General features: G+C 41.0%; 25 protein-coding genes. 6 read left to right on the top strand and 19 right to left on the bottom strand.

Features of this window, described 5'->3' with window-relative positions; translation table 11 throughout:
* Nucleotides 1-139 precede the first annotated feature (139 nt).
* From Q7J41_RS01575 to Q7J41_RS01555, 5 genes are all read left to right on the top strand, one after another.
* On the top strand, nucleotides 140-895 hold the full coding sequence (locus Q7J41_RS01575) for a transposase (RefSeq protein WP_304884587.1): 756 nt from the start codon (nucleotides 140-142) through the stop codon (nucleotides 893-895).
* A gap of 48 nt (nucleotides 896-943) precedes the next feature.
* The gene (locus Q7J41_RS01570; RefSeq protein WP_304884584.1) at nucleotides 944-1,807 is read left to right on the top strand and encodes a nitroreductase family protein; all 864 of its coding nucleotides are present in this window, start codon (nucleotides 944-946) and stop codon (nucleotides 1,805-1,807) included.
* Nucleotides 1,808-1,906: 99 nt separating this feature from the next.
* Nucleotides 1,907-2,692: an RNA polymerase sigma factor gene (locus tag Q7J41_RS01565; RefSeq protein WP_304884582.1), complete on the top strand. Its 786-nt coding sequence runs from the start codon at nucleotides 1,907-1,909 to the stop codon at nucleotides 2,690-2,692.
* Between the two features lie 83 nt (nucleotides 2,693-2,775).
* The gene (locus Q7J41_RS01560; protein ID WP_304884580.1) at nucleotides 2,776-3,207 is read left to right on the top strand and encodes a DUF3795 domain-containing protein; all 432 of its coding nucleotides are present in this window, start codon (nucleotides 2,776-2,778) and stop codon (nucleotides 3,205-3,207) included.
* On the top strand, nucleotides 3,204-3,374 hold the full coding sequence (locus Q7J41_RS01555) for a hypothetical protein (RefSeq protein ID WP_304884578.1): 171 nt from the start codon (nucleotides 3,204-3,206) through the stop codon (nucleotides 3,372-3,374). The genes Q7J41_RS01560 and Q7J41_RS01555 overlap by 4 nt, the downstream gene beginning before the upstream one ends.
* Before the next feature lie 52 nt (nucleotides 3,375-3,426).
* Here Q7J41_RS01555 and Q7J41_RS01550 read toward each other — a convergent pair whose 3' ends face one another.
* A complete protein-coding gene (locus Q7J41_RS01550) occupies nucleotides 3,427-4,638 on the bottom strand; it encodes an MFS transporter (protein WP_304884577.1) in 1,212 nt (403 codons plus the stop codon).
* Nucleotides 4,639-4,760: 122 nt separating this feature from the next.
* On the opposite strand from Q7J41_RS01550, the gene Q7J41_RS01545 reads away from it, so the two are divergent.
* Nucleotides 4,761-5,366, top strand: a complete 606-nt coding sequence (locus Q7J41_RS01545) for a TetR/AcrR family transcriptional regulator (RefSeq protein ID WP_304884576.1) — start codon at nucleotides 4,761-4,763, stop codon at nucleotides 5,364-5,366.
* A gap of 199 nt (nucleotides 5,367-5,565) precedes the next feature.
* On the opposite strand, the gene Q7J41_RS01540 is transcribed toward Q7J41_RS01545, so the two are convergent.
* From Q7J41_RS01540 to Q7J41_RS01455, 18 genes are all read right to left on the bottom strand, one after another.
* The gene (locus Q7J41_RS01540) at nucleotides 5,566-6,255 is read right to left on the bottom strand and encodes an HAD family phosphatase (RefSeq protein ID WP_304884574.1); all 690 of its coding nucleotides are present in this window, start codon (nucleotides 6,253-6,255) and stop codon (nucleotides 5,566-5,568) included.
* Between the two features lie 38 nt (nucleotides 6,256-6,293).
* The gene (locus tag Q7J41_RS01535; protein WP_304884572.1) at nucleotides 6,294-6,830 is read right to left on the bottom strand and encodes a CDP-alcohol phosphatidyltransferase family protein; all 537 of its coding nucleotides are present in this window, start codon (nucleotides 6,828-6,830) and stop codon (nucleotides 6,294-6,296) included.
* Nucleotides 6,827-7,036 carry a hypothetical protein gene (locus tag Q7J41_RS01530; protein WP_304884570.1) on the bottom strand — a complete coding sequence of 70 codons (210 nt, stop codon included), beginning with the start codon at nucleotides 7,034-7,036 and terminating at the stop codon, nucleotides 6,827-6,829. Before Q7J41_RS01530 ends, Q7J41_RS01535 begins: the two co-directional genes overlap by 4 nt.
* 16 nt (nucleotides 7,037-7,052) lie before the next feature.
* The gene (locus tag Q7J41_RS01525; RefSeq protein ID WP_304884568.1) at nucleotides 7,053-7,727 is read right to left on the bottom strand and encodes an HAD family hydrolase; all 675 of its coding nucleotides are present in this window, start codon (nucleotides 7,725-7,727) and stop codon (nucleotides 7,053-7,055) included.
* A complete protein-coding gene (locus tag Q7J41_RS01520) occupies nucleotides 7,708-8,304 on the bottom strand; it encodes a GNAT family N-acetyltransferase (protein WP_304884566.1) in 597 nt (198 codons plus the stop codon). The genes Q7J41_RS01525 and Q7J41_RS01520 overlap by 20 nt, the downstream gene beginning before the upstream one ends.
* 119 nt (nucleotides 8,305-8,423) lie before the next feature.
* Nucleotides 8,424-9,422 (bottom strand): ATP-binding cassette domain-containing protein, encoded by a 999-nt coding sequence (locus Q7J41_RS01515; protein ID WP_304884564.1) that lies wholly within the window; start codon nucleotides 9,420-9,422, stop codon nucleotides 8,424-8,426.
* The gene (locus Q7J41_RS01510) at nucleotides 9,415-10,104 is read right to left on the bottom strand and encodes a GTP-binding protein (protein WP_304884562.1); all 690 of its coding nucleotides are present in this window, start codon (nucleotides 10,102-10,104) and stop codon (nucleotides 9,415-9,417) included. The genes Q7J41_RS01515 and Q7J41_RS01510 overlap by 8 nt, the downstream gene beginning before the upstream one ends.
* 1 nt (nucleotide 10,105) lies before the next feature.
* Nucleotides 10,106-11,074 carry an ABC transporter substrate-binding protein gene (locus tag Q7J41_RS01505; protein ID WP_304884560.1) on the bottom strand — a complete coding sequence of 323 codons (969 nt, stop codon included), beginning with the start codon at nucleotides 11,072-11,074 and terminating at the stop codon, nucleotides 10,106-10,108.
* The gene (locus tag Q7J41_RS01500; RefSeq protein WP_304884558.1) at nucleotides 11,071-12,468 is read right to left on the bottom strand and encodes a leucine-rich repeat domain-containing protein; all 1,398 of its coding nucleotides are present in this window, start codon (nucleotides 12,466-12,468) and stop codon (nucleotides 11,071-11,073) included. The genes Q7J41_RS01505 and Q7J41_RS01500 overlap by 4 nt, the downstream gene beginning before the upstream one ends.
* Before the next feature lie 25 nt (nucleotides 12,469-12,493).
* Nucleotides 12,494-13,276 carry a hypothetical protein gene (locus Q7J41_RS01495; RefSeq protein WP_304884556.1) on the bottom strand — a complete coding sequence of 261 codons (783 nt, stop codon included), beginning with the start codon at nucleotides 13,274-13,276 and terminating at the stop codon, nucleotides 12,494-12,496.
* A gap of 149 nt (nucleotides 13,277-13,425) precedes the next feature.
* The gene (locus tag Q7J41_RS01490; RefSeq protein WP_304884554.1) at nucleotides 13,426-14,535 is read right to left on the bottom strand and encodes an ABC transporter substrate-binding protein; all 1,110 of its coding nucleotides are present in this window, start codon (nucleotides 14,533-14,535) and stop codon (nucleotides 13,426-13,428) included.
* Complete coding sequence (locus Q7J41_RS01485) at nucleotides 14,520-15,299, bottom strand: ABC transporter ATP-binding protein (protein ID WP_304884552.1); 780 nt, start codon at nucleotides 15,297-15,299, stop codon at nucleotides 14,520-14,522. Before Q7J41_RS01485 ends, Q7J41_RS01490 begins: the two co-directional genes overlap by 16 nt.
* A complete protein-coding gene (locus tag Q7J41_RS01480; RefSeq protein ID WP_304884550.1) occupies nucleotides 15,290-16,348 on the bottom strand; it encodes an iron ABC transporter permease in 1,059 nt (352 codons plus the stop codon). The genes Q7J41_RS01485 and Q7J41_RS01480 overlap by 10 nt, the downstream gene beginning before the upstream one ends.
* 222 nt (nucleotides 16,349-16,570) lie before the next feature.
* Nucleotides 16,571-16,918, bottom strand: coding sequence for a phage holin family protein (locus Q7J41_RS01475; protein ID WP_304884548.1), 348 nt, complete (start codon nucleotides 16,916-16,918; stop codon nucleotides 16,571-16,573).
* A gap of 19 nt (nucleotides 16,919-16,937) precedes the next feature.
* Nucleotides 16,938-17,252 carry a hypothetical protein gene (locus Q7J41_RS01470; RefSeq protein ID WP_304884546.1) on the bottom strand — a complete coding sequence of 105 codons (315 nt, stop codon included), beginning with the start codon at nucleotides 17,250-17,252 and terminating at the stop codon, nucleotides 16,938-16,940.
* Nucleotides 17,242-17,679, bottom strand: a complete 438-nt coding sequence (locus Q7J41_RS01465; RefSeq protein WP_304884545.1) for a hypothetical protein — start codon at nucleotides 17,677-17,679, stop codon at nucleotides 17,242-17,244. Before Q7J41_RS01465 ends, Q7J41_RS01470 begins: the two co-directional genes overlap by 11 nt.
* A gap of 19 nt (nucleotides 17,680-17,698) precedes the next feature.
* Nucleotides 17,699-18,088 (bottom strand): DUF2089 domain-containing protein, encoded by a 390-nt coding sequence (locus tag Q7J41_RS01460; RefSeq protein WP_304884544.1) that lies wholly within the window; start codon nucleotides 18,086-18,088, stop codon nucleotides 17,699-17,701.
* Nucleotides 18,089-18,335: 247 nt separating this feature from the next.
* Nucleotides 18,336-19,673 (bottom strand): MATE family efflux transporter, encoded by a 1,338-nt coding sequence (locus tag Q7J41_RS01455; RefSeq protein ID WP_304884543.1) that lies wholly within the window; start codon nucleotides 19,671-19,673, stop codon nucleotides 18,336-18,338.
* Between the last annotated feature and the right edge of the window lie 69 nt (nucleotides 19,674-19,742).

Below are 19,742 nucleotides of genomic sequence, written 5' to 3'. Positions count from 1 at the left end.
CGTTCTCTTGTTTTAAATTTAGTGATCAAAGGATATAAAATAATTCTGACCAGCATCAATCATGACAAAGGGACGTTTCGTTTGTTATGCCGTCAAAAATGTGATATACTGGCAAAAACAGCAGGAGGTGAAAGCAGCAATGGCAAGACAAGCGCGGGTCAAAAGCACAACGGGGATTTATCATGTCCTGCTAAAAGGTCTGGATGGACGTAATCTTTTTTTGGATGATTCGGATCGGTCAATTTTTATGGAAAAGTTGAATAAGGCGAGAGAAACCGGCGGGTTTCAGCTGTATGCTTATTGCCTTATGGATAACCACGTCCATCTGCTGATCAAAGAAGGGGAAGAGCTGGGCACCAGCATCAAACGGATTACCGTTGGATATGTTCAATTGCACAACAACAAATATGGGCGAACCGGCCATCTTTTCCAGAGTCGTTTTAGTAGTGAAGCAGTTGAAGCTAAACAGCATCTGATAACAGTGCTTCGATATATTCACCGGAATCCCTTAAAAGCGGGAATGGTTAGCCAGTTAGAAGAGTATCCATGGAGCAGTTATCATAAAATGATCCAGGTCGATCAGGGAAATCCGGCGATCCTTGATAGTGGGATCATCAAAGACTATTTTCCGACCGTGGCAGATTTTATTCGTTTTTCGAAGGAAGAAAATCAGGATGACTGTCTGGAAAGCCACCCCAAAACGAGATGGAGCGATGAACTGCTTACTGACATGCTGAAACATAATAGCGAGTACCAGAATCTGAGCGAATTGTCCGTTGACAAGCGCAACCAGCTGATCCGACAGATTCAGCGGGAAAGCGGTGGCAGTATCCGCCAGTTGAGCCGGGTGCTGGGGCTGGGCAAGATGATGGTCGAGCAGGCATTGAAGCGATAAGCATGACGAACGAAACATCCTTGCGTCATATTTTGAATAACAAGATTTATGGAGGTACCGCAAATGTCAATTACATTTTCGATTAAAAGTACGATCGATGCCAGGCGATCGGCACGCAGTTATCAAATGATGCCTGTTGATCAAGACGTCATGGACACGATCAAAAACTTTGCCAGGGCAATGCTGATTCCGTTTGAGCATCACGTTGCGATTCGATTCTTTCATGCCGATCCGACAAAAACACTCTATCCACTGATGAAATCACCACCAGATAACATTGCATTTGTGGCCGAAACCGATGCCATCTCCATTTCACAGGCGGGTTTCGTCGGGGAGTTACTGATTCTTTACGCCCAGAGTAAGAACCTTTCTACTTGTTGGTATGGGCACTACAAACTGGCAGAGCTTGAACGCTTGATGCCCCATTTGCAATCACCTGACCAGTTAAAAGAAGCAAACAAGGGGTTTGGGCATTCAAAAGGCGAGACCACCGGGATGCGGGCGATCTGCATCACGCCACTTGGTTATTATGAGGATGGCGGATTGCGTCTGATCGACAGGATCACAGAAAAGACGATCAGCCATAAACGGAAAGAAATTATTGAGTTGCTGGAGAATCCGGATAATTTTAGTCATCTGTCAGATGATCTATTGTATGCGCTGGACTTAGGCCGAAAAGCGCCTTCGGCTGGAAATGCCCAAATGTGGCGGTTCGGCTTTGAAGATTCCTTCAATACGATCACCGTTGCGATGCCACCGGGATACCAGCACTTTAAATGGGAACATCCGAATGTCGATATTGGCATATGCGCATGCCATGTCTGGCTTGGACTAATTGACCGAGGCTGGCAGCCAACAGTAAAAGTTAGTGAAGACGCCGGTAGAGCGGTTTGGAAGATTTCGATAGCGTAACCTGAAGGCTGGCGAACGGTCAGAATGATTTGTGGCATTTCGCAAATGCCGAGCATTCCAAAAAGGAGGTTTGTTTCCAGTGGAAACATCGTGATAATTATGAGTAACAATACTGATTACATCGATTTGCAAATGGAACTGGAGAATCTGATCATACAGGATTATGATAAATTATATGCCTGTGCATTCAGAATGATTGATAATCAGCAGGATGCTGAGGATATTCTTCAAAACTCGTTTTTAAATGCATATAAAAATTTAAGTAAATTCAGGAGAGAATCAAAGCTATTCACTTGGCTATACCGGATTGTTATAAACGAGTGCTACAAGCATTTCAAATATATAAACAAGCTGCCCTTGGTTAGAATAACTGAAAACTTAGGAGTTACAGAAAAAGAATTCTTTGAAAGCATCGAATACAATTGTGATTTTGACGATGATTTGGTGATGGATGAACTGCGCGAAAAATGTCTGCAAGCTTTTTTAAAATGCCTGCCCAAAAACCAACGGGTATGTTTTTTACTAAAAACCTGTACCAATCTTAAAAACAAAGAAATAGCCGAGATCCTGGATATGTCAGTTGAAAACGTTAAGGTTACGCTATTCAGAGGAAGAAAGCATCTTCAGGAGTTATTTGAAATGAGATGCAGTTTAATTGATCCCCAGAAGCCATGTAAATGCCAGCTATGGGTAAAATATATGAATGATCATCGTCTTCCACTTCCGACGGGCTATAACCAGCCAAAAACAGATGAATTACGAAAGGCGCATTTTAAAAATCTGTCATTACTTAAAAAGATTGCCTATCTATATACCGTAGAACAAAAACATGACAAAAAAGAAGTATCGGAGAAAATTAAAAAATTAACAGCTGATATTGTGTAACCTTTTTTATAAACAAGTATCTAAAATAATATAAAGCAATTTTAAACAGAATTGCTGAAATAATTATTTGGAGGATATCGATTATGAAAGAAAAAATTGTTGCACCATGTGGGATTGATTGCTTTAACTGTGAAATGTACGAGGATAATGTTACCGATGAATTTCAGAAAAGATTGTCAGAGTCAACGAAGATACCGAAAGAAAAAATAACCTGTAAAGGCTGTACGGAAGGGAATATATGTCTGCTTTTGAAAATGCAGGGGAAAAGTTGCAAAACACTTGATTGTGTTAAACAAAAGGGCGTTGACTATTGCTTCAATTGCGTTGACTTTCCGTGTAAATATCTGATGCCTCTGGCAGACGGAGCTGGAAAATTTCCGCAGAATATAAAATTGTATAACCTTTGCCTGATGAAAAAAATAGGCATCGACAACTGGGTTGAGCAGGTGGCAGATATCAGGCATACATATTTTACCAAAAAAATTGTAATTGGTGAAGGTGGAAGCGAGGAGTGATCAAAGATTATTTTCCGACAGCGGCAGATTTTGTTCGTTTTTCGGAGGAAGAAAACCAGGCTGACTGCCTGGAAATCAACCTAAAAATTAGACCAAGTGATGAACAGTTTCCCGACACGCTGAGTCAGAACAGCGAATGTCGAAAGCGGTTTGGAAGATTTCAATAGCGTAACGGAAGCAATTGTAGCATATGAGGTGGGGCGCATCGTTGGTCAGAATCTACGGTGCGCGGTCAAACTCAACAGGTTCAGGTGCGCTTTGGTATCCCAGGCTGATGACGCCGCAAATAATCAGAGTAAATGCGGATAACATAAACACCGGAATTAAAGTGAGTTGTTCGATTAAAACACCGGATAATGCGGTACCGATTAGAATTCCCGCAATCAACAACGGGGTGATCAGGCCGTTGATTCTGCCGATATAATCTTCCTGAACATTTTGAATCAATGGCACGCTGATTGCGACTTGAACAAAAGCGATGATTAAGCCAGATAAGAAATATAGCATCGCAGTAAGAATCACTACGGTTGATAGCGCTTCGGCGATTGTGACAGCGGCAAAAGCGATCATCCCCAAAAACAAGATCATTCTGGTTTTATATTTACTGACGATTGACATGGAGATAATTGCACCAATAAGAAGTCCCACCCCGGATAGCGAATAGAACCATTGGAGACTTTCAGTTTCGATGCGCAGTCTATCGGTCAGGATAAAAATGGTCAGCGGTTGAATCAGACCTTGGGCAAAACCAAACAATCCTAACACCGAACAAAGAACTGTTAACCCTTTATCATTATTGATATAGACCAGGCCTTCCTTCATCTGAGCTAACAGATTGGGCTTAATATAATCAGCCTTTCTGGGGCTGGCGGGTAATAAGAATTGTACCATCGCGGAGCATAAAAACAGAATGGCGATGATTGTCAGCGAAAAGCTAATGCCGAGGCCTTTATAGAGCAACGTGCCAATAATCGGCCCAATGATAAGATAGAGGGATTGCAACCCTTGAGATAGTGAAATCGCCGGGGTGATGAGTTGTTCATCAATATTTCGTTTGAACATGATCACTGACGAAGGGGCTGAGAACTGACTTACCATTGAAGAGACAAGGGTGGCGGCAAAAACGGTTTGCCACAAACCTTGATTGATGAGTAAAAGAATAACGACGACCGAAATACTGCTTAAGAAGTCCCCGGCAATCATGGTTCGCTTGGGATTCCATTTATCGGCGAGGGTGCCGCCCAGATATGAAAACACAAATATAGGCAGATATTCAAAAATTGTAATCAATGAAATCGCAATTGGATTGGCATTGGTTTTTTCAATGATAAAGAATAGTACCGCCATATTTCGGATCCAGATGCATAGCAGTTGGATTGCATCGGTAGTCATAATAATTCTAAATACTTTGTTTTGAAATAATTCTTTCATTTTGATCTTCCTTTCTTTGTTGAGTGTATATTCGTTAGACTTTCTGTTATAATTGTCTTTAATTGAATTTATCAAATTATGAAGAGAACGGATCCCCAGAACGGATCCCCACGGAGGGCATTGTGTCAAGAAACAGATTACCGGCCAATGAAGCTAAAGCATTTATTTTATCCCATGCACGCTCGTTATTCATCGACAAAGGCTATGATAAAGCCACAATGGACGACCTATGTCAATTAACGTCGATGAGTAAAGGCAATATCTATCATCATTTTAAAAACAAAGAAGATATTTATCTTCAGCTTCTCGATCTTCACGTTACCCAACTGACCAACAGCTGGCTTAATCCAGAATTTCAATCGATGTCGCCAACCGAACAGTTGCTCGCGCTGGCAGATCACTATGGCCGAGATTGCGAAAACCCTTTACTTAGTTCAGCTATGGAATTTGCGAATACGCTCACCGATGACTCCGAGGTTTTACCGGTGATAATGGCGATCTATGAGGTAATATCGAATGCGATTAAAGAGATCGTGAAGAGCGGTGTTGATCAACAGGTTTTAAAAGGAGACGATGTTGAGTCATTGAGTTTTGCCGTCATGTCCTTGTTATCAGGCGCCACCCAACTCTGTTTGACGATGCCTCATTTAAGCGGTGATGAATATGCGGCCTTGCATATCAATGCGATCAAAATGCTGTTATCCGGAATTGCCACGGACACAGAATGAGCCACACGGTACGGCATACGATAAATTAATAGTGACTGGTTTTATAGAAACTTCCTTTCATCGGGAAATGACAATAGCACTACAGACTGATCAGTCGGTAGTGCTATTATATATCAATGCAAACATAAGTCAAGAAAAATTTACTGAGGTGTTAAACTTTTATGAATAACGAAACTGATTGAATGACCTGATCTCCCTCTTACCTCTCACAGTCCACTTCATTAAAATCATTAATTATGCAATCAACCTCTTTCATATCTTCGAAAAGCGCCTGTCTATCTTTGGGTGAAATGGCTATAATCTTTCCAATTCCGGCTTTGTATGCTGACTGTATTCCAGATATCGCATCTTCGATCACGACACAATTTTGGACGTCAACTTGTATCATGTTGGCCGCTTTTATATAAATATCGGGGTTTGGTTTTCCTTTTATCGTGCCATCATTGTAAATGATTTTGTCATTATCAAACCACTTACTTAATTGAAATATTTTTCTGTAAAAATCAACATTGATTTTTGTTGATGCCGTTGCAATTGTTCTTGGGATATTATACTTTTTTAAATTATCCAACAATCGGATCGCACCAGGCGCTAATTGTAAATTCATCGCATCTTCGGTACAGAGGTTGCGATAAATAATTTCTTTTTTCTCCGACAGATCATCAATTACATCTACCGATAAACTTTTTTCGAGAAAATAACCTAGTATAAAGTCATTGTTACGCCCGTGCACATATTGCAAAAATTCGCTATCACTAATATCTCTATTGCACAACTCTTTGATAAATATCCGCCATGCTAGCTCATGTTTGTCCGAATCCCAAAACAATGTACCATTAAAATCAAAAATTAAACCAATTTTGTTTATGCCTAAATCCAATACATTCAATATGGCTCATCTCCTTCAATTATTAGATTTTTTTTTCATCAGCACTTTGAAAAAATGCTTGTTCTGTTTAGGTCTAAGGTTTTTGAGGTGAGGATGATAAGGAACTCTTCAATGGCTGCCAGAAAAGCTAAAATTCCCGTTATGATGAGTAGATTATTGCCCCACAAGGTATAGACTAATGGGCAGAAAAAGAAAAACAGACCCGTTATTTTATTAGCAATCGTATGAATAAATGATATCTTTCTAAATTTGATTTTTGAAAACACGGCATTTCCAATTCGCAGGATGAAAACAATAATAATTACGGCAAATATCAGCATCGTAATCTGATTTTGTTTCATCACCGTAATGATGATCATACCGCTCATGAACAAGTCTGCAATGCTGTCCAGCTTTGCCCCAAGCAAGGTTTCACTGCCGATTCTCCGAGCTATATAGCCATCCAACAGATCCGTTAAGCCGCATATCAGGTATACCAATATAAAAAGAACACTGCGAAAGTCAATAAACAACAAACCGAGAGATAAAAAAATCCGGCATGAAGTTATTATGTTGGGCAGGTACACTTTTTTCATACGTTATATCCTTGGCTCCGCACGTTATGTATTTGTTTTGCGGCTTGCAGCACCGTAATCGCACGCACATCAATTTCAACCGAACTTATCATCCAATACCAGTCCCGTCCAAAAAAAACGTTGGGGTCAAAGAGTTTGGAAAGCTCTGTGCAGGTGGCAGTTTTGCCCGCGACCATCGTGTCATCTACTAATATCAGTCGTTTCATTTGCGCTCTTTCTGTTTCATAAAATATCTGCTAAATCATTAAAATTCTGAATGATAAAGTCAGGCTTTATGGGGTTGTTCCATTTTCGGTTATCTCTATTAATCCAGCAGCTTGTGATTCCAGCCCTGTGAGCACCTAAAACATCCGCAGAACTATCACCAATATGTATGATTTCCTTTGGGTCTGTATCTAGTTGGCTCAATACGGTACGAAAGAATTTACCGCGTTTATCACCTTTGTAGCTTTTAAGGTCGTCTGAAATGAATGCCTTATCATATGTTATCTTGCAAATCAAATCATCAACCATCAAATGGTTGGAATCGCTGGAAAGGATAATTTGATATTTTTGGCGGAGTTTTGCAATGCAGTCCAAGACGTCATGATAAAAGGGTGCCTTGGCATGCTGGTACATCAAATTATATGCCACTTCCTGTGGTGAAGTCTTAAAATTTAATTTTTCCATGGCCTTTCGAGCACATTCCTGATACACTTCAGCCATTGTTTTAAACTGTTCCGATTGCACAGCCTTCTCATAAACGTTGGGCAAGGTGCTTAAAATTGCTTTTGCACCCTGCATTGCTTTTTCATCAGTGTAACTGTCTTTCAAAATGCCGCGCCAGATTTCGGGGATACGTTCGTTGACATCCACCAGCGTCTGAAAGATATCAAAACTAATTATGCGATAGTTCATAATGGGAAGTCCAGTTTAACTTGTCCGGCGCTAGGTTTTGCTCATTTATGAAATAGACATCTATTGTTATTCCATAATAGCAAATATCATGATAACAATCATTGATTTTTGCGAAATGCTTTAGCACACCTTCCCTAAGCATACCCGATTTTTCAAGCACTCTACAAGATGGTATGTTTTGTATATCGGCCAAGGCTTCCACCCTCTCAAACCCTAAGATGTTAAAAGCATATGCAATTAAGCATCTTGTTATTTCTGTTGCATATCCTTTATTCCAAAAGCAAGGCAATAAATTATATCCGACCACACATCGATTGGCATTTTTGTTAACTGAAATAATACCAGCCTCTCCAATATAATTATTTGTATCTTTTTCAAATAAGGCGCAAAAAACGGACTCTTTAGTAGATTGCATTGAAATATTTTTTTCAAGTTCCTCTTTCGCTTGAATTATATCTGTTAGCGGAATATAGGTGGAATATTTCCAAACCTCATTGCAAGATTTCAGTTTGTAATAATTTTCCAAATCCTCTATATGGTAATTTCTAAGCTCTAAGCACGCTGTTTCTAAATTCATATAATGTCTCCTTTCACGATTCAGATTATATTAATTGCCCGAGGCCGCCTTTGTCATTCTGAAATTCGTCAAGGGTATAGTCTGCCCTATGACACGGGAACGTTTCGGGTAATAGCTAATCAGAAGCTTCCTCCCGTTCTTAGGCGTTCCCGATAGTTCATCAGCTTCTGATTTAACGCTTCAAGTTCATGCAGAAGTTCTTTTTCAGTCCGGGAGGTTGCAATTATTTTTTCAATCCCGCCATTCTTGATGACAATTCGCCTTTCGGCACTGAGCGCCAGAACCGGATCATGGGTTGCGATCAAAACAATTTTTTCATTCGTAACCAGTAGGGATATCGCTATTTTCCGATCAATTCCGGCATTTTCGATTTCATCAATCAGGACAATCGGCGAGGAGCTCAAAAAAGCGGTATCGGCAATCATCAGCGCTCGGGACTGCCCTCCGGAAAGTGCGGTTACAGGGGTGTCAAGGGATATTTCTTCACCGGCAAGTTCATTAGCCTTTTCCAGAATCAAGCGGATCTTTTCTTCGATATCACCAATCATTCGGCTTTCGCCATGCATTTTTATAAATTCCGCCACCGTCAGATCCATGACGAAATTCATGTTCTGCGAAAGCTGGGCAACGAGTTTGTGCTCAATGGAAAACCGCCAAGACTGAGGCGGGATGGTATCATTTATCAATATCTGTCGTTTGGTTGGGGTATCACCCTGAGCAAGCCATTCAATATCCCCCAGCAAGCGACTTTTCCCGGAACCGGTTGGGCCAACAATCGATACGACATCACCTGGTCTGAGACAGATGCTGACATTTTCCTGTTCGCCATGCTTGTTCTGTCCTCCGACAATCGTAAGTGACTCGATATTCCACTGAACGCTTTTTTGACGTGCTTCCATATTCTCCAAAAACGACACAAACTGGTCGACAAGATCTGCCTGTTCAACCCCTTTTGTTTGGAGTTCATAGCTATCGAGGCTCTCAAAATATTCGTTGACGGTTAGATGATACTTTTCTTGTGGAGGATAATCGATAACAATGGCGTCGAAAAAATCGTGACAATAAGCATAGGTTTTGAGAATGATAGCAATCTTTTCGTCGGGTATTGAGTTAATCATGAAATTCGACCTTTCGCATATTGCCTAATTGATACGCCTTGCCGATTTTTTTCTCACCCAGGCAATAGGAGCAGACGGCGGCGGGCATGGAAAATCGCAGTTTTTCATCGGTAACCGCATCATGTTCCTGGGCTTGTGCTAAAATTGATGCAAATTCGGTGCATCCTTGACCGGTTATCCCGTTCACATTGAGAATCAGACATTTCGAGTTGGCTTGTCTTACCTTAAAGGCAAAGACTTCTCTTTCAGCCTGAGAGACGATATCCCCTTTTGTAATGATTACGATATCGGCCATTTTAAGCATGGGGCCAATTTTTTTAGGCGTATTGACACCCATTAGGTTATCAATCACACAGACCGCCATAACCCCGGAAATGTGCGGAGAACAGCGATTGCAAAGACCGGCGCTTTCGGTAATAAGATAGTCGACCGCTTTTTTAATTCCCCACTCAAAACACTCTTCAATATTGGTGATAAAGAAGTGATCTGGACAAAGATTGCCGGAAAGTCCGACCCCAACCGGAATGTTTTCTTTCTGATAGAGTGCCTTGTCGTCGGAGGTGAGGCAATCCATTTTTACAACCGCAACATCCGCACCATTATTTTTAAGAGCCCTGATGGTGCTGATAATGACTGATGTTTTTCCCGATGAAGGCGGCCCGGAAAAGGTAATGAGACGCATTCTATTTCACCCTTTCCAGTGAGTGTGTGTTAACCACCTGATTCAGTTCATCATGAAGTTTTTTTACATCCGTCTGAAGGAGAAAATCCCAACCGATCCATTTGTATTTTCCAAAGTGGGGCATTCTTTCCTCAAGCCCCGGCCGGAGCGAGCAAAAACCGACCTCGCTAAATAAAGCGCCAACCGCTTCACTAATAAAGTATCTTGAAACGTCCTTTGCATCCTGGCTGCAATCCTTTTTTGTCAACATGACAACCGGATTCATTACAGCACCGTCTTCCGGCCAGATCACCCGAACCGTGTCGCTTTCCTTCACAAGATTCGCAAAGGATAAAGGAATTACGCTGATAAAGGGCGCTTCTTCTTTTTTGCTTCCGGCAAGGGCTACCATCTGTGAAGGATGCAGCCTTGATTTTATATTTCGAGCCAACCGTTCTATTCCTTCAATACCATGGGTATGATAGATTTCAAATAAGATGCCCTCACACAAATCCTCATCGGTATGGCCTCTAAAGGCAATTTTCTGCTGATATTGCGAAGATAGAAGATCAGCCCATTTTTTTGGCGGCTCAAGATCGGGATAATTCGTTTGATCAACTAAAAAAATAAGTGGGTTGACAGCGATGATATCGTAGTAAGCATTGGGGTCAATAACGCCTGATTCCTGATAAGCCTCTGACACCTCAAAGTCAAGCGATGATTGGAAGGCGCCCTTTTTTATAAATCGTTCAACAAATGCCGGAAAGAAAAAGCGGCTGAATCCCGGAGCAATCATGATATCCGGAAGTTTATCAATATCCTCAATTGTTTTAAGCTCTTCAAAAAAATCAGCCTGGACGACGGCATTGGATAATATCTCATATTTTAGGGAAAGATTTTTATTTTTGATGTAACTGGCAATCGTTGCTTCCATGGGCACTTTAACCGCACAAGGCATCAGAGCCAATACATTGTTTTCAAAATATTTCATAAACTACTCCTTTTAAAATATACTTTAATCGTCACTATTGCGATAATAATTATCAAAATAATAAAAACTACGGATCCGTTTTTCATAAATTCTCCATCCGTTTGCTTCTTTTCAGATACTGATTGAGACGCCGCAACTAACGAAGCATCGCGATCATATTCCAGTTCTTCTAATGCGGTAAGCCCGGATGTGTCAATTTCCGTTTCGATTTGATTCCCACTAAGCTTTAGGTACCGGAGGGTACCACTTTTTATTTCCGCACCCCAGGAAGTAATTTTGTTATTGCTTAAATCTAATGTCGTTAATTTTGCAAAAATACTTAAATCCCCGATGTTTGTCATGCGATTATCGGATAATAAAATGTTTTTCAAGGTGGGCATCTGTCCTAACCCGGCAATATCATCAATTTTATTGCCGGACAAATCCAGGTAAGTTATTTGAGGTGCTTTCAAAAGCGGAACCTTGTTTAGGTTATTTCCTGAAGCCGTTAATTGCTCCAACCCGCTCAAGTTATATTTGCCAAGTTCATCTAAGCTGTCTAATTGCATATCTGCTAGATACAATTTTTTAATACTGTTTAAATCCCCGGCGGTAACGGTATCTTCAATGGTTTTACCAAAATAATCAGCAATCGTTTCAGCAATTTTACCGCTAAAAAGTTCGCCGATTTTACCGAGTACAACTTCACTTGAATTGATATTGGCACTGTTTGTGTTTTCCGGTATTAAATAATAATTTCCACCATGGCGGACATCGAATTCCACATAGCCATCAATTACGGGGAGCCCTGAAGCAACCGCTTCGACCCCCGAAAAGGTATTGATTTCGCCCGGCAAGATCAGTGGACTGTCGCCATGAACAGCCGTTTTCGCATATCCGCCATAGTAATTCAAATCCAAAACAGTGCCATCAGAGAAATTGTTTGAAACATTTAGTTTAATTTTGACTGCTCCGGGAAAATCCCGTTTTAGGGCAAAAGAAAAATAAAGCGACTCATCGCTGCTTCCACCGGGTAAATGATCAGACTGACTGACGAGATATTTGTTAATCCCCAGGAAATAGGGACCACTAATGGAAGGATTTTTACAAATTTCAGGAGAAAAATACCAACTATACTGCATCACGCCATTTTCAACAATTTGATAGACTTCATGAATTTGCTCTTCACCGATTTTTTCCAGGTGTTTCCATGATACCTTTGAAGTCGCATCAACGGTATCGACATAAGGGTTTTCCCATGTTCCCGTTCCTGAATCATGAATGGTATCATCTCCAATTGTTTCAGCAAAAACCAGGTTTGTAGTCGTAAAACTGACAAGCTGTATGATAATTATCGTAAACAATACTCTAAAAAGACAGGAAACCGTTTTTGCTTTCTTTTCACCGCATACCATAATTATCGACCCTTTCACGCATTAATTAGTTATCATGCTTGCCTTTTCTTTTCAGGAAAACAACAATTCCACCAATTGCCAAAACCACGACGATTAGCAGAATCACCAATCCAATATTCACCGGATTGGTGGACTTGGCTGTAACGATCTCATTATCTGCTGGAGCAGTTTTTTCTGGGACGGCAACGGGATTTTCTTTAGCTTCGTAGGTACCGCCCTGGTTGACCTCAAAACTAATATAACCATCCACTACAGTTACTTCTTTACTGTACGCATTCGAATCAGTAATCACAAGTTTTGTTCCATCAGCAAAAAATTCAGCCACTTTTAGTTTTAAATTTGCAGCGCCGTTCAGGCTATTATCCTTACCCTCGCTATGCGAGGTATAGAGGTCAAACGTAATCCCAAGACCTTTTTCAGGTTCGCTCACCGTTTGGACCGTAAGATTTATTGGTCCTTTTGTTTCACTGGTAAAGGGTGTTGTGAAAGCACTTCCGTCAAATGTCCAGGCATATTTTAATTCGCCATCAGCGGTTCCGCCGACTCTAAATTCATAGATACCCGTTGCCGGAGATCCGGTCATTGTCGTTCCCATATCATTGTAACCCAATAAAACATTAAAGGCTTTCCATGATAAGGTTTCGGTTGTTGAAGCGGAGTCATACACGGTTGTATCCACTTGGTCAGTTGCTAAAACGGGTGCGCTCATTGATGACATTATCGATATCATGATTAACACCATCATAATCAAACCCGGCATTGCATTTTTTTTCGCATTTTCCGGCATTTTTTTCGTTGCTTTTTTCATTAACTGCTCCTCTTCTTTGTTAAACTCAATTTAATCAGTTTTTTTTCGTGTTCTTTCTAATTCGCTGCTATCCAATCGTTTGTATCGACATAGCGTCAGCGCCATTCTGTCTGCTTTAAGCGTTTTTTCATTGCGGCCTCCTTTTATTTTTATTTTACTGCCTCATTTAGTAATTTGTTTATCTGTTCATCTGATAACTCAATCCGATAAAACAGCTGATAAAAATCTTTTGTTGCCGGCACAATATCAAAATGATAGTAGTCAGGATATAAAAGTTCTGCCAGCCAGGCTACCCCAACAATTCTGTTAGCCGATGGTGGCATGTCCAGCCAATTATATGGTAAGAAGGGGGTTTTGAATATTTCACCGTTCTTTACTGCTTCTAAAAGAGGCCATTCCGGATTTGCATTGGTAATGATGTCAAAAACATCGGTGTTCCCGAGGTTGGTTCCGCCATGGTCATCACTATATGAGGCGATTATAATATCAGGATTCCATTTAAACAATTGTTCCATATCAATGGTCAGACGACCGCTATCAACCGCATCCAGACGACATACATTAATTCCGCCAACCAGTTCAATCACCTGTGAGTGTGCTGATCCCTGTGGCGCGGTCTGAAGTCCGGTTGAGCCTTGAGCGTAGTAGACCTTGACTTTCTCTTTGTCTGGAATTGTTTTTGAAATGTCTTTAGCTTCATCAATTACCTTGGCGCAATAGGAGGCCAGCTCTTCAGCTCGCGCTGCTACTCCTAATAATTTGCCCAGGAATCGGTAACTCTCATCCATGGTCGTCAATTCATCACCAACCACGACAACCGGAATTTGAAAAGTTTCCTGCATTTCGTCGGCCGAAGTTTTCGCGTATTCGGTACTCGTATCCGTCATCAAAATAATAATATCCGGATTTCGGGCAACAATCTCTTCGGTATTTGCATTGGCATTTGTTCCCTGACAAAGCCCCAGTACCGGATGATTCAGATACTTTGCATTAATAAATTCAGCCTCCGCATCAGACGGTTCAATACACCATCCCAAAAGCTTATCCGGACATAAGGTATAGAGTGCAACAACCCCTGGTTGCCCGGCCGAATAAACACGATCAATTGTTAATGGCACTTCCACCGTTCTTCCTGCCATATCGATAATCGTGTTGTGCGCTTCATTTTTTGAATCCGAAGGATTGGAGCATCCACCTGAGGTAATGACAATAAATATGAGTGTTATTGTTATTAGCGGTCTTTTTATTTTGGCAAACATATCATTTTTTCCTTTCCCTCGACATTTACCGTTTGAACAGTAACGCTTACGCCATAGATTTCTTCAATCAATTCCGCTGTTAATATTTCTACCGGCGTTCCGGTTGAAATCACCTTGTCTTCAGTCATTGCGACAACTAAGTCGGCACACTCAAATGCCTGTTCAGGATGATGCGTTGTCATTATTACGGATATTTTTTCTTTTGCCAAGGCTTTAATGGTTTTAATAATTTTAATCTGATTGCCATAATCCAGATTTGCAGTGGGCTCATCCATAATTAAAATGTTAGGATTTTGAATCAAAGCTCTCGCAATAATTACTAGCTGCCTTTCACCGCCACTAATTTGGGTGTATATTTTTTCCTTTAAATAGCTAATGCCAATTTTTTCTAATATTTCATCGGCCTGTGAGTAGTCAGAATCGCCCGGTACCGAAAATATCGATAAATGTGGTGTTTTCCCCATCACAACAACGTCTCTAACAGAATATGGAAAGGGCGGAACATGGGACTGGGGGACATATCCAATCTGCTGCGCTCTTTTTTTATTGCTGTAGGTAAGAATATCTTTGCCATTAAGAATAATTGAACCGTTTAGGGTATTAAGACTTCCTAAAATCGTTTTTAGCAAAGTTGTTTTCCCGATTCCGTTTCTGCCCATGATACAGACAATACTCCCCGGATGAACCTTAAAATTAATCCCTTGATAGATTGGCATATTGTTATAGCCACAGGAAATGTTATTAAGCTCCAGCATTAAATCCATCCTTTCCTTCCTCTTAAAATCAAAAACACAAAAAACGGTGCCCCAATGATAGCGGTTAGTATCCCTAGCGGAATTTCAACCGGCATAACCGTTCTGGCAATATTGTCAACCAGTAACAGAAAGATCCCTCCCAGGATTGCTGTTGCCGGAATTAAGTACCGGTAGTCAGGACCGACGATCATCCTTGCCAGATGTGGAATAATCAGTCCAACCCAACCGATTTGACCGGAAACACTTACTACGGTTGCCGTCAGCATGGTTGCACAAATAATAATGACCAGCCTTAATTGCCCGGCATTAACCCCTAAAGCGCGGGCCTCTTCATCACCAAAACTGAGAACGTTGATTTCCCATCTAACCAGAAATATAATCGTCAGGCAAATGACAACCGGCACAATTATAAAAATTAAATCACTGTTTTTAGCGTCGGAAATACTTCCCATCAGCCAAAATGTGATCTCCGGCAATTTAGCATATGGATCGGCGACGTATTTAATAATGGAGATAAATGCACTGAATAATGATGATACCACCATTCCAGCCAGCACCAGAACGAGGGTTACATTTTCACGCCGTCCGACAATTCCGGCAATCAAACAGCTTAACGCCACCGAGGTAATTCCAAAGCCAAATGCTAATAATTGAATCATGATGGTTGGCAATGACAATAAAATCCCCAGCGATGCGCCAAAGCCAGCGCCTGCTGAAGCGCCTAAAATATCCGGCGAAACCATGGGGTTTTTAAAGATACCCTGATAAGATGCCCCTGAAACGGATAGTGCCAGACCCGTCAAAATGACGGCAATTATTCTGGGAAATCTGACACTGGAAATAAGATGTTCTTTAATCTGGTCAAGCTCCAGATTAATCCCAAGTTTTTTTCCCATATAAACGATCAAATCTTTTATATCAATGTTATATCTTCCCAAAGTAAAGGAGGCTAATAACAAAACGATCAATAGGATCAACATACCAGCTATTATTATCTGATTTCTTCGCACCCGCTTTTTTTTACGGTTTTGACTTTTTTCACGCTTGCCGATTTCCATAAAACTCCTTTGATAAAAAAATGAAATGATAAAAAAAATGAAGGTATACGCATACTTTCTGCGCGTACCTCCTTGTACCACTCTTGCTGTTTTTAATTGTTTAGTTTTGTATTGTCTGCTTTTATTTGATATCATAACTAAGAAATTATTTTTTGTCAATATAAAGTTTATCGGGTAGTTACTGATATGGTTTACTGCCAAAAACATCTCTTTGTCACATCATTAATAAGATTCCTTAGTCATCCCCGTGAATAGCTGATTGAATAAAACAATGATGAAAGCGGCAATGAGTGAATTAAGAAAACCGCCCATGCTGATAGTAGTGACAAAATGGTCGGCAATCATAATCATCCAGGCGTTCACAATGAAACTGAATAAGCCCAGGGTGAGAAGACTGAGCGGTAGGGTAATCAGTAGCAGAATCGGTTTTAATAATAAATTTACGCCCAACAAAACCAGTCCCATGATCAGCAGAGCCGAAATGCTGTCGATGTGAATGCTGTGAAAAACAAGTGACAGTAAGTAAAGCGTCGCAATGATCGATAGATATTTCATGAACAGTTTTTTCATTTTTACCTCCCAAAACAGTTTATCTGATTTTAATCAAAACTTTGGCCTTGTCAGTAGTAACATCGACAAGATCGTAGGGCTCATCGCTGTTTAAAGACCGCAGCAGGATCATCACAGCGACAACAAGCTCTTTCACTAAATGGACTGAGACCCGGGAAGATGGATTCGGAGCGGGTGTTTTCGGGGTAAAAAAACATGCGATGATCAGAATATCCAGAAAACTGTCCAGTAATTCTTCGAAAATATATAAGGGGATGGGAAAGGGAATTGTTATGAACTGTTTGTCCTCAATCTGAAGCCGGATCCATAAGCTGCGAAAACCCTTATTCGACATAGACCCGTACCTTAATCATGGTCTGACTGTTTTCATCCCAGGCTTCCACATCAACGATATTCGGTTCATCCAGGGTACCACTGATTACCTCTTCGACTATTTTAGCAAAATCGATGCCGGAAAGATCAATCCCCTTCGACTCCATATCTCTTCTGGCATCCGGGGGAAGTACTGCCGTCATTCGGTCGGCAATTTCACCAATGGTCGTCAGCAGACGGATCGGGATATTGATATTGACATTGACGGAATTGTTATCCGAGGTCACTTTAACCTTAAAGAATTTGTAACCGTGGTTGCCAGTTGTTTCGACAGTCGTAATTGTTGCCACTTCATTGGTCATAGTCAGAGCTTCCAGCAGTTCCATACCTTCGGAAGCTGTGATTTGCCCGCTTTCGATCATTTCTAATATTTTTTGTTGTTCGTTCATTGTCTAATCTCCCTTTTCTTTATAAATTTTTTATGCGTTCGGTTGCTTCTTTTGAGGTGATTTCACCGTTTGACAATTGATCCAAGATTTCATTTCGGGCGGCTGTTTTATTTTCGTTTTCCTTGATCAGTTCCTTTGAGGGCACTTCATAGCCCAGACCTCTGATAACCGTATCCAGTTTACCGCGTACTGTCGGATAAGAGATGCCCAGTTCTTTTTCAACATCCTTAATATTTCCCCGACACTTGATGAATATTTTGATAAAGTTAAGATCTTCATCTGGTAGACGGCAGAATTCACAAGGCTCAAAATGACCTTCAATGGTGGTGGCACACTTGGGACAGTTGAGTTTGGTAATGGATAGCTTTTCACTACAGATGGGACATCTGCCGGGAGCTTTGTACTTCATTTTTTTCACCAGTCCTATGTTTATTTGACTATAATATACTACCTAAAATCAAATATGTCAATATAAAAGTTAAAATAATTAATGCATAAATTAATTATATTAATAACTCCATACTGGTCTTTCAGCTCGGTCAAATGATCAGGAAAATTTTGATGCGTTTATTAGGTAAGCTATCGTAATAGTTGCCAGGCAAAATCCACAGACGTCAAAAGTACGGCTCCCGCAATGGGTGTGTCCTGATTAACCATCAATCTTGTGCTAAGTAGCACGATCTGTTCTTATTTTCTTTGCCAATAAAAAACAGTGTTAAAAATAAGGTCAGCACTTCTGTAATCGGTGCGACAAGCCATATTCCCATCATAGCAAAGAGCGGTGGTAAAGTGAAAATGCAAATCAGTAGAATGACCAAACCGCGGGCAGAAGAGATGATCGCCGACTCTTTCGCTTTGCCAATTGAGGTAAAGTAAAAAGATGAAATGGTATTAATTCCTGAAAACAGAAAGGAAACGGCGTAAATGATGACCCCCGAATGCACCAGCTGTTCCACGGCGTCGCTTTTAATGAATAAACTGCTGTACCATTTAGAACCAACTAACACAAGACAAAGAACTGCGATGCCGGCAATCAGTACCATCAGGTTGGTGATTCGACGCAGGCTTGTTGCCAGCAGATGTTCCTTTGCACCATAAGCAAAGCTGATGAGTGGGCTGGCACCCTGTCCGAAACCAATGATCACCATACTGAAGATATAGGCAAGATAGCCCACGATGGTAAAGGCAGTCACACCATCAACGCCGATAGTTGTGAGGATGACATAGTTATAGGCAAACATAGAAATGCTCAGGGACATTTCGCCGACAAATTCCGAGCTGCCATTGAGGAGTGTGCGAGTCAGCACCTTGGTCGAAAAATGAAATCGACGAAATTTATAGACGTTTGACTTCTTGATGAAAAAGAAAAGAATTCCCGAAAGGGTAACAATAGCGGCAAGCAAGGAGGCGGCAGCAATACCTTTTACACCCCAGCTAAACCAGTGGACAAACAAATAATCAAGTAGAATATTGAGCAGTACATTTAAAATGTTAATCTGCATGAAATACTGGGGGTTACCCTCGCCTCTGATAAACATACCAAAGGATGCGTTTATCACCATTATCGGAAGCTCCAGAAGCATAATGCCGTAATAGTCTTTGAAAAATCCGGCTACTTGTGCATCGACATTTAAGACACGAAGCATCGGTTCAAGGCAGAGCCACACGATGAGGCTAAGCAGGACGGTCGCAGCCATTGCCGTCCACATGGTTTGATTAAAAACGCCGTTACACTTTTTGATATCGCCACCGCCAAGGGCCATTCCGGCGATTGCCACTCCGCCTACGGAGACCATCAACCCCACGGCAAGGTATAGATAGACAATTGGCAGCCCTAAGTTAACCGCGGTAAGACCTTCTTTTCCCACGTAGTTTCCAATAAAAAAACCATCAGTAACCGTAATCAGCGAGGTCAGCACCATTGCAATAATCGATGGAATCGAAAATTGCAGAATTGTTTTGACTTTGTTGTTTTGAATGCGCTCTAAGTTCAATTTTAGTTCCTCCCTATATTCATTGTTTACACCATATAGAATAAAGGAAGGAACAGAAAAAAACTTCTG

Origin of the sequence: Acetobacterium sp., assembly GCF_030652775.1 — a bacterium.
In the GTDB taxonomy this organism is placed as follows: Bacteria; Bacillota; Clostridia; order Eubacteriales; family Eubacteriaceae; genus Acetobacterium.
This window is presented reverse-complemented; position numbering and strand designations above follow the sequence as displayed.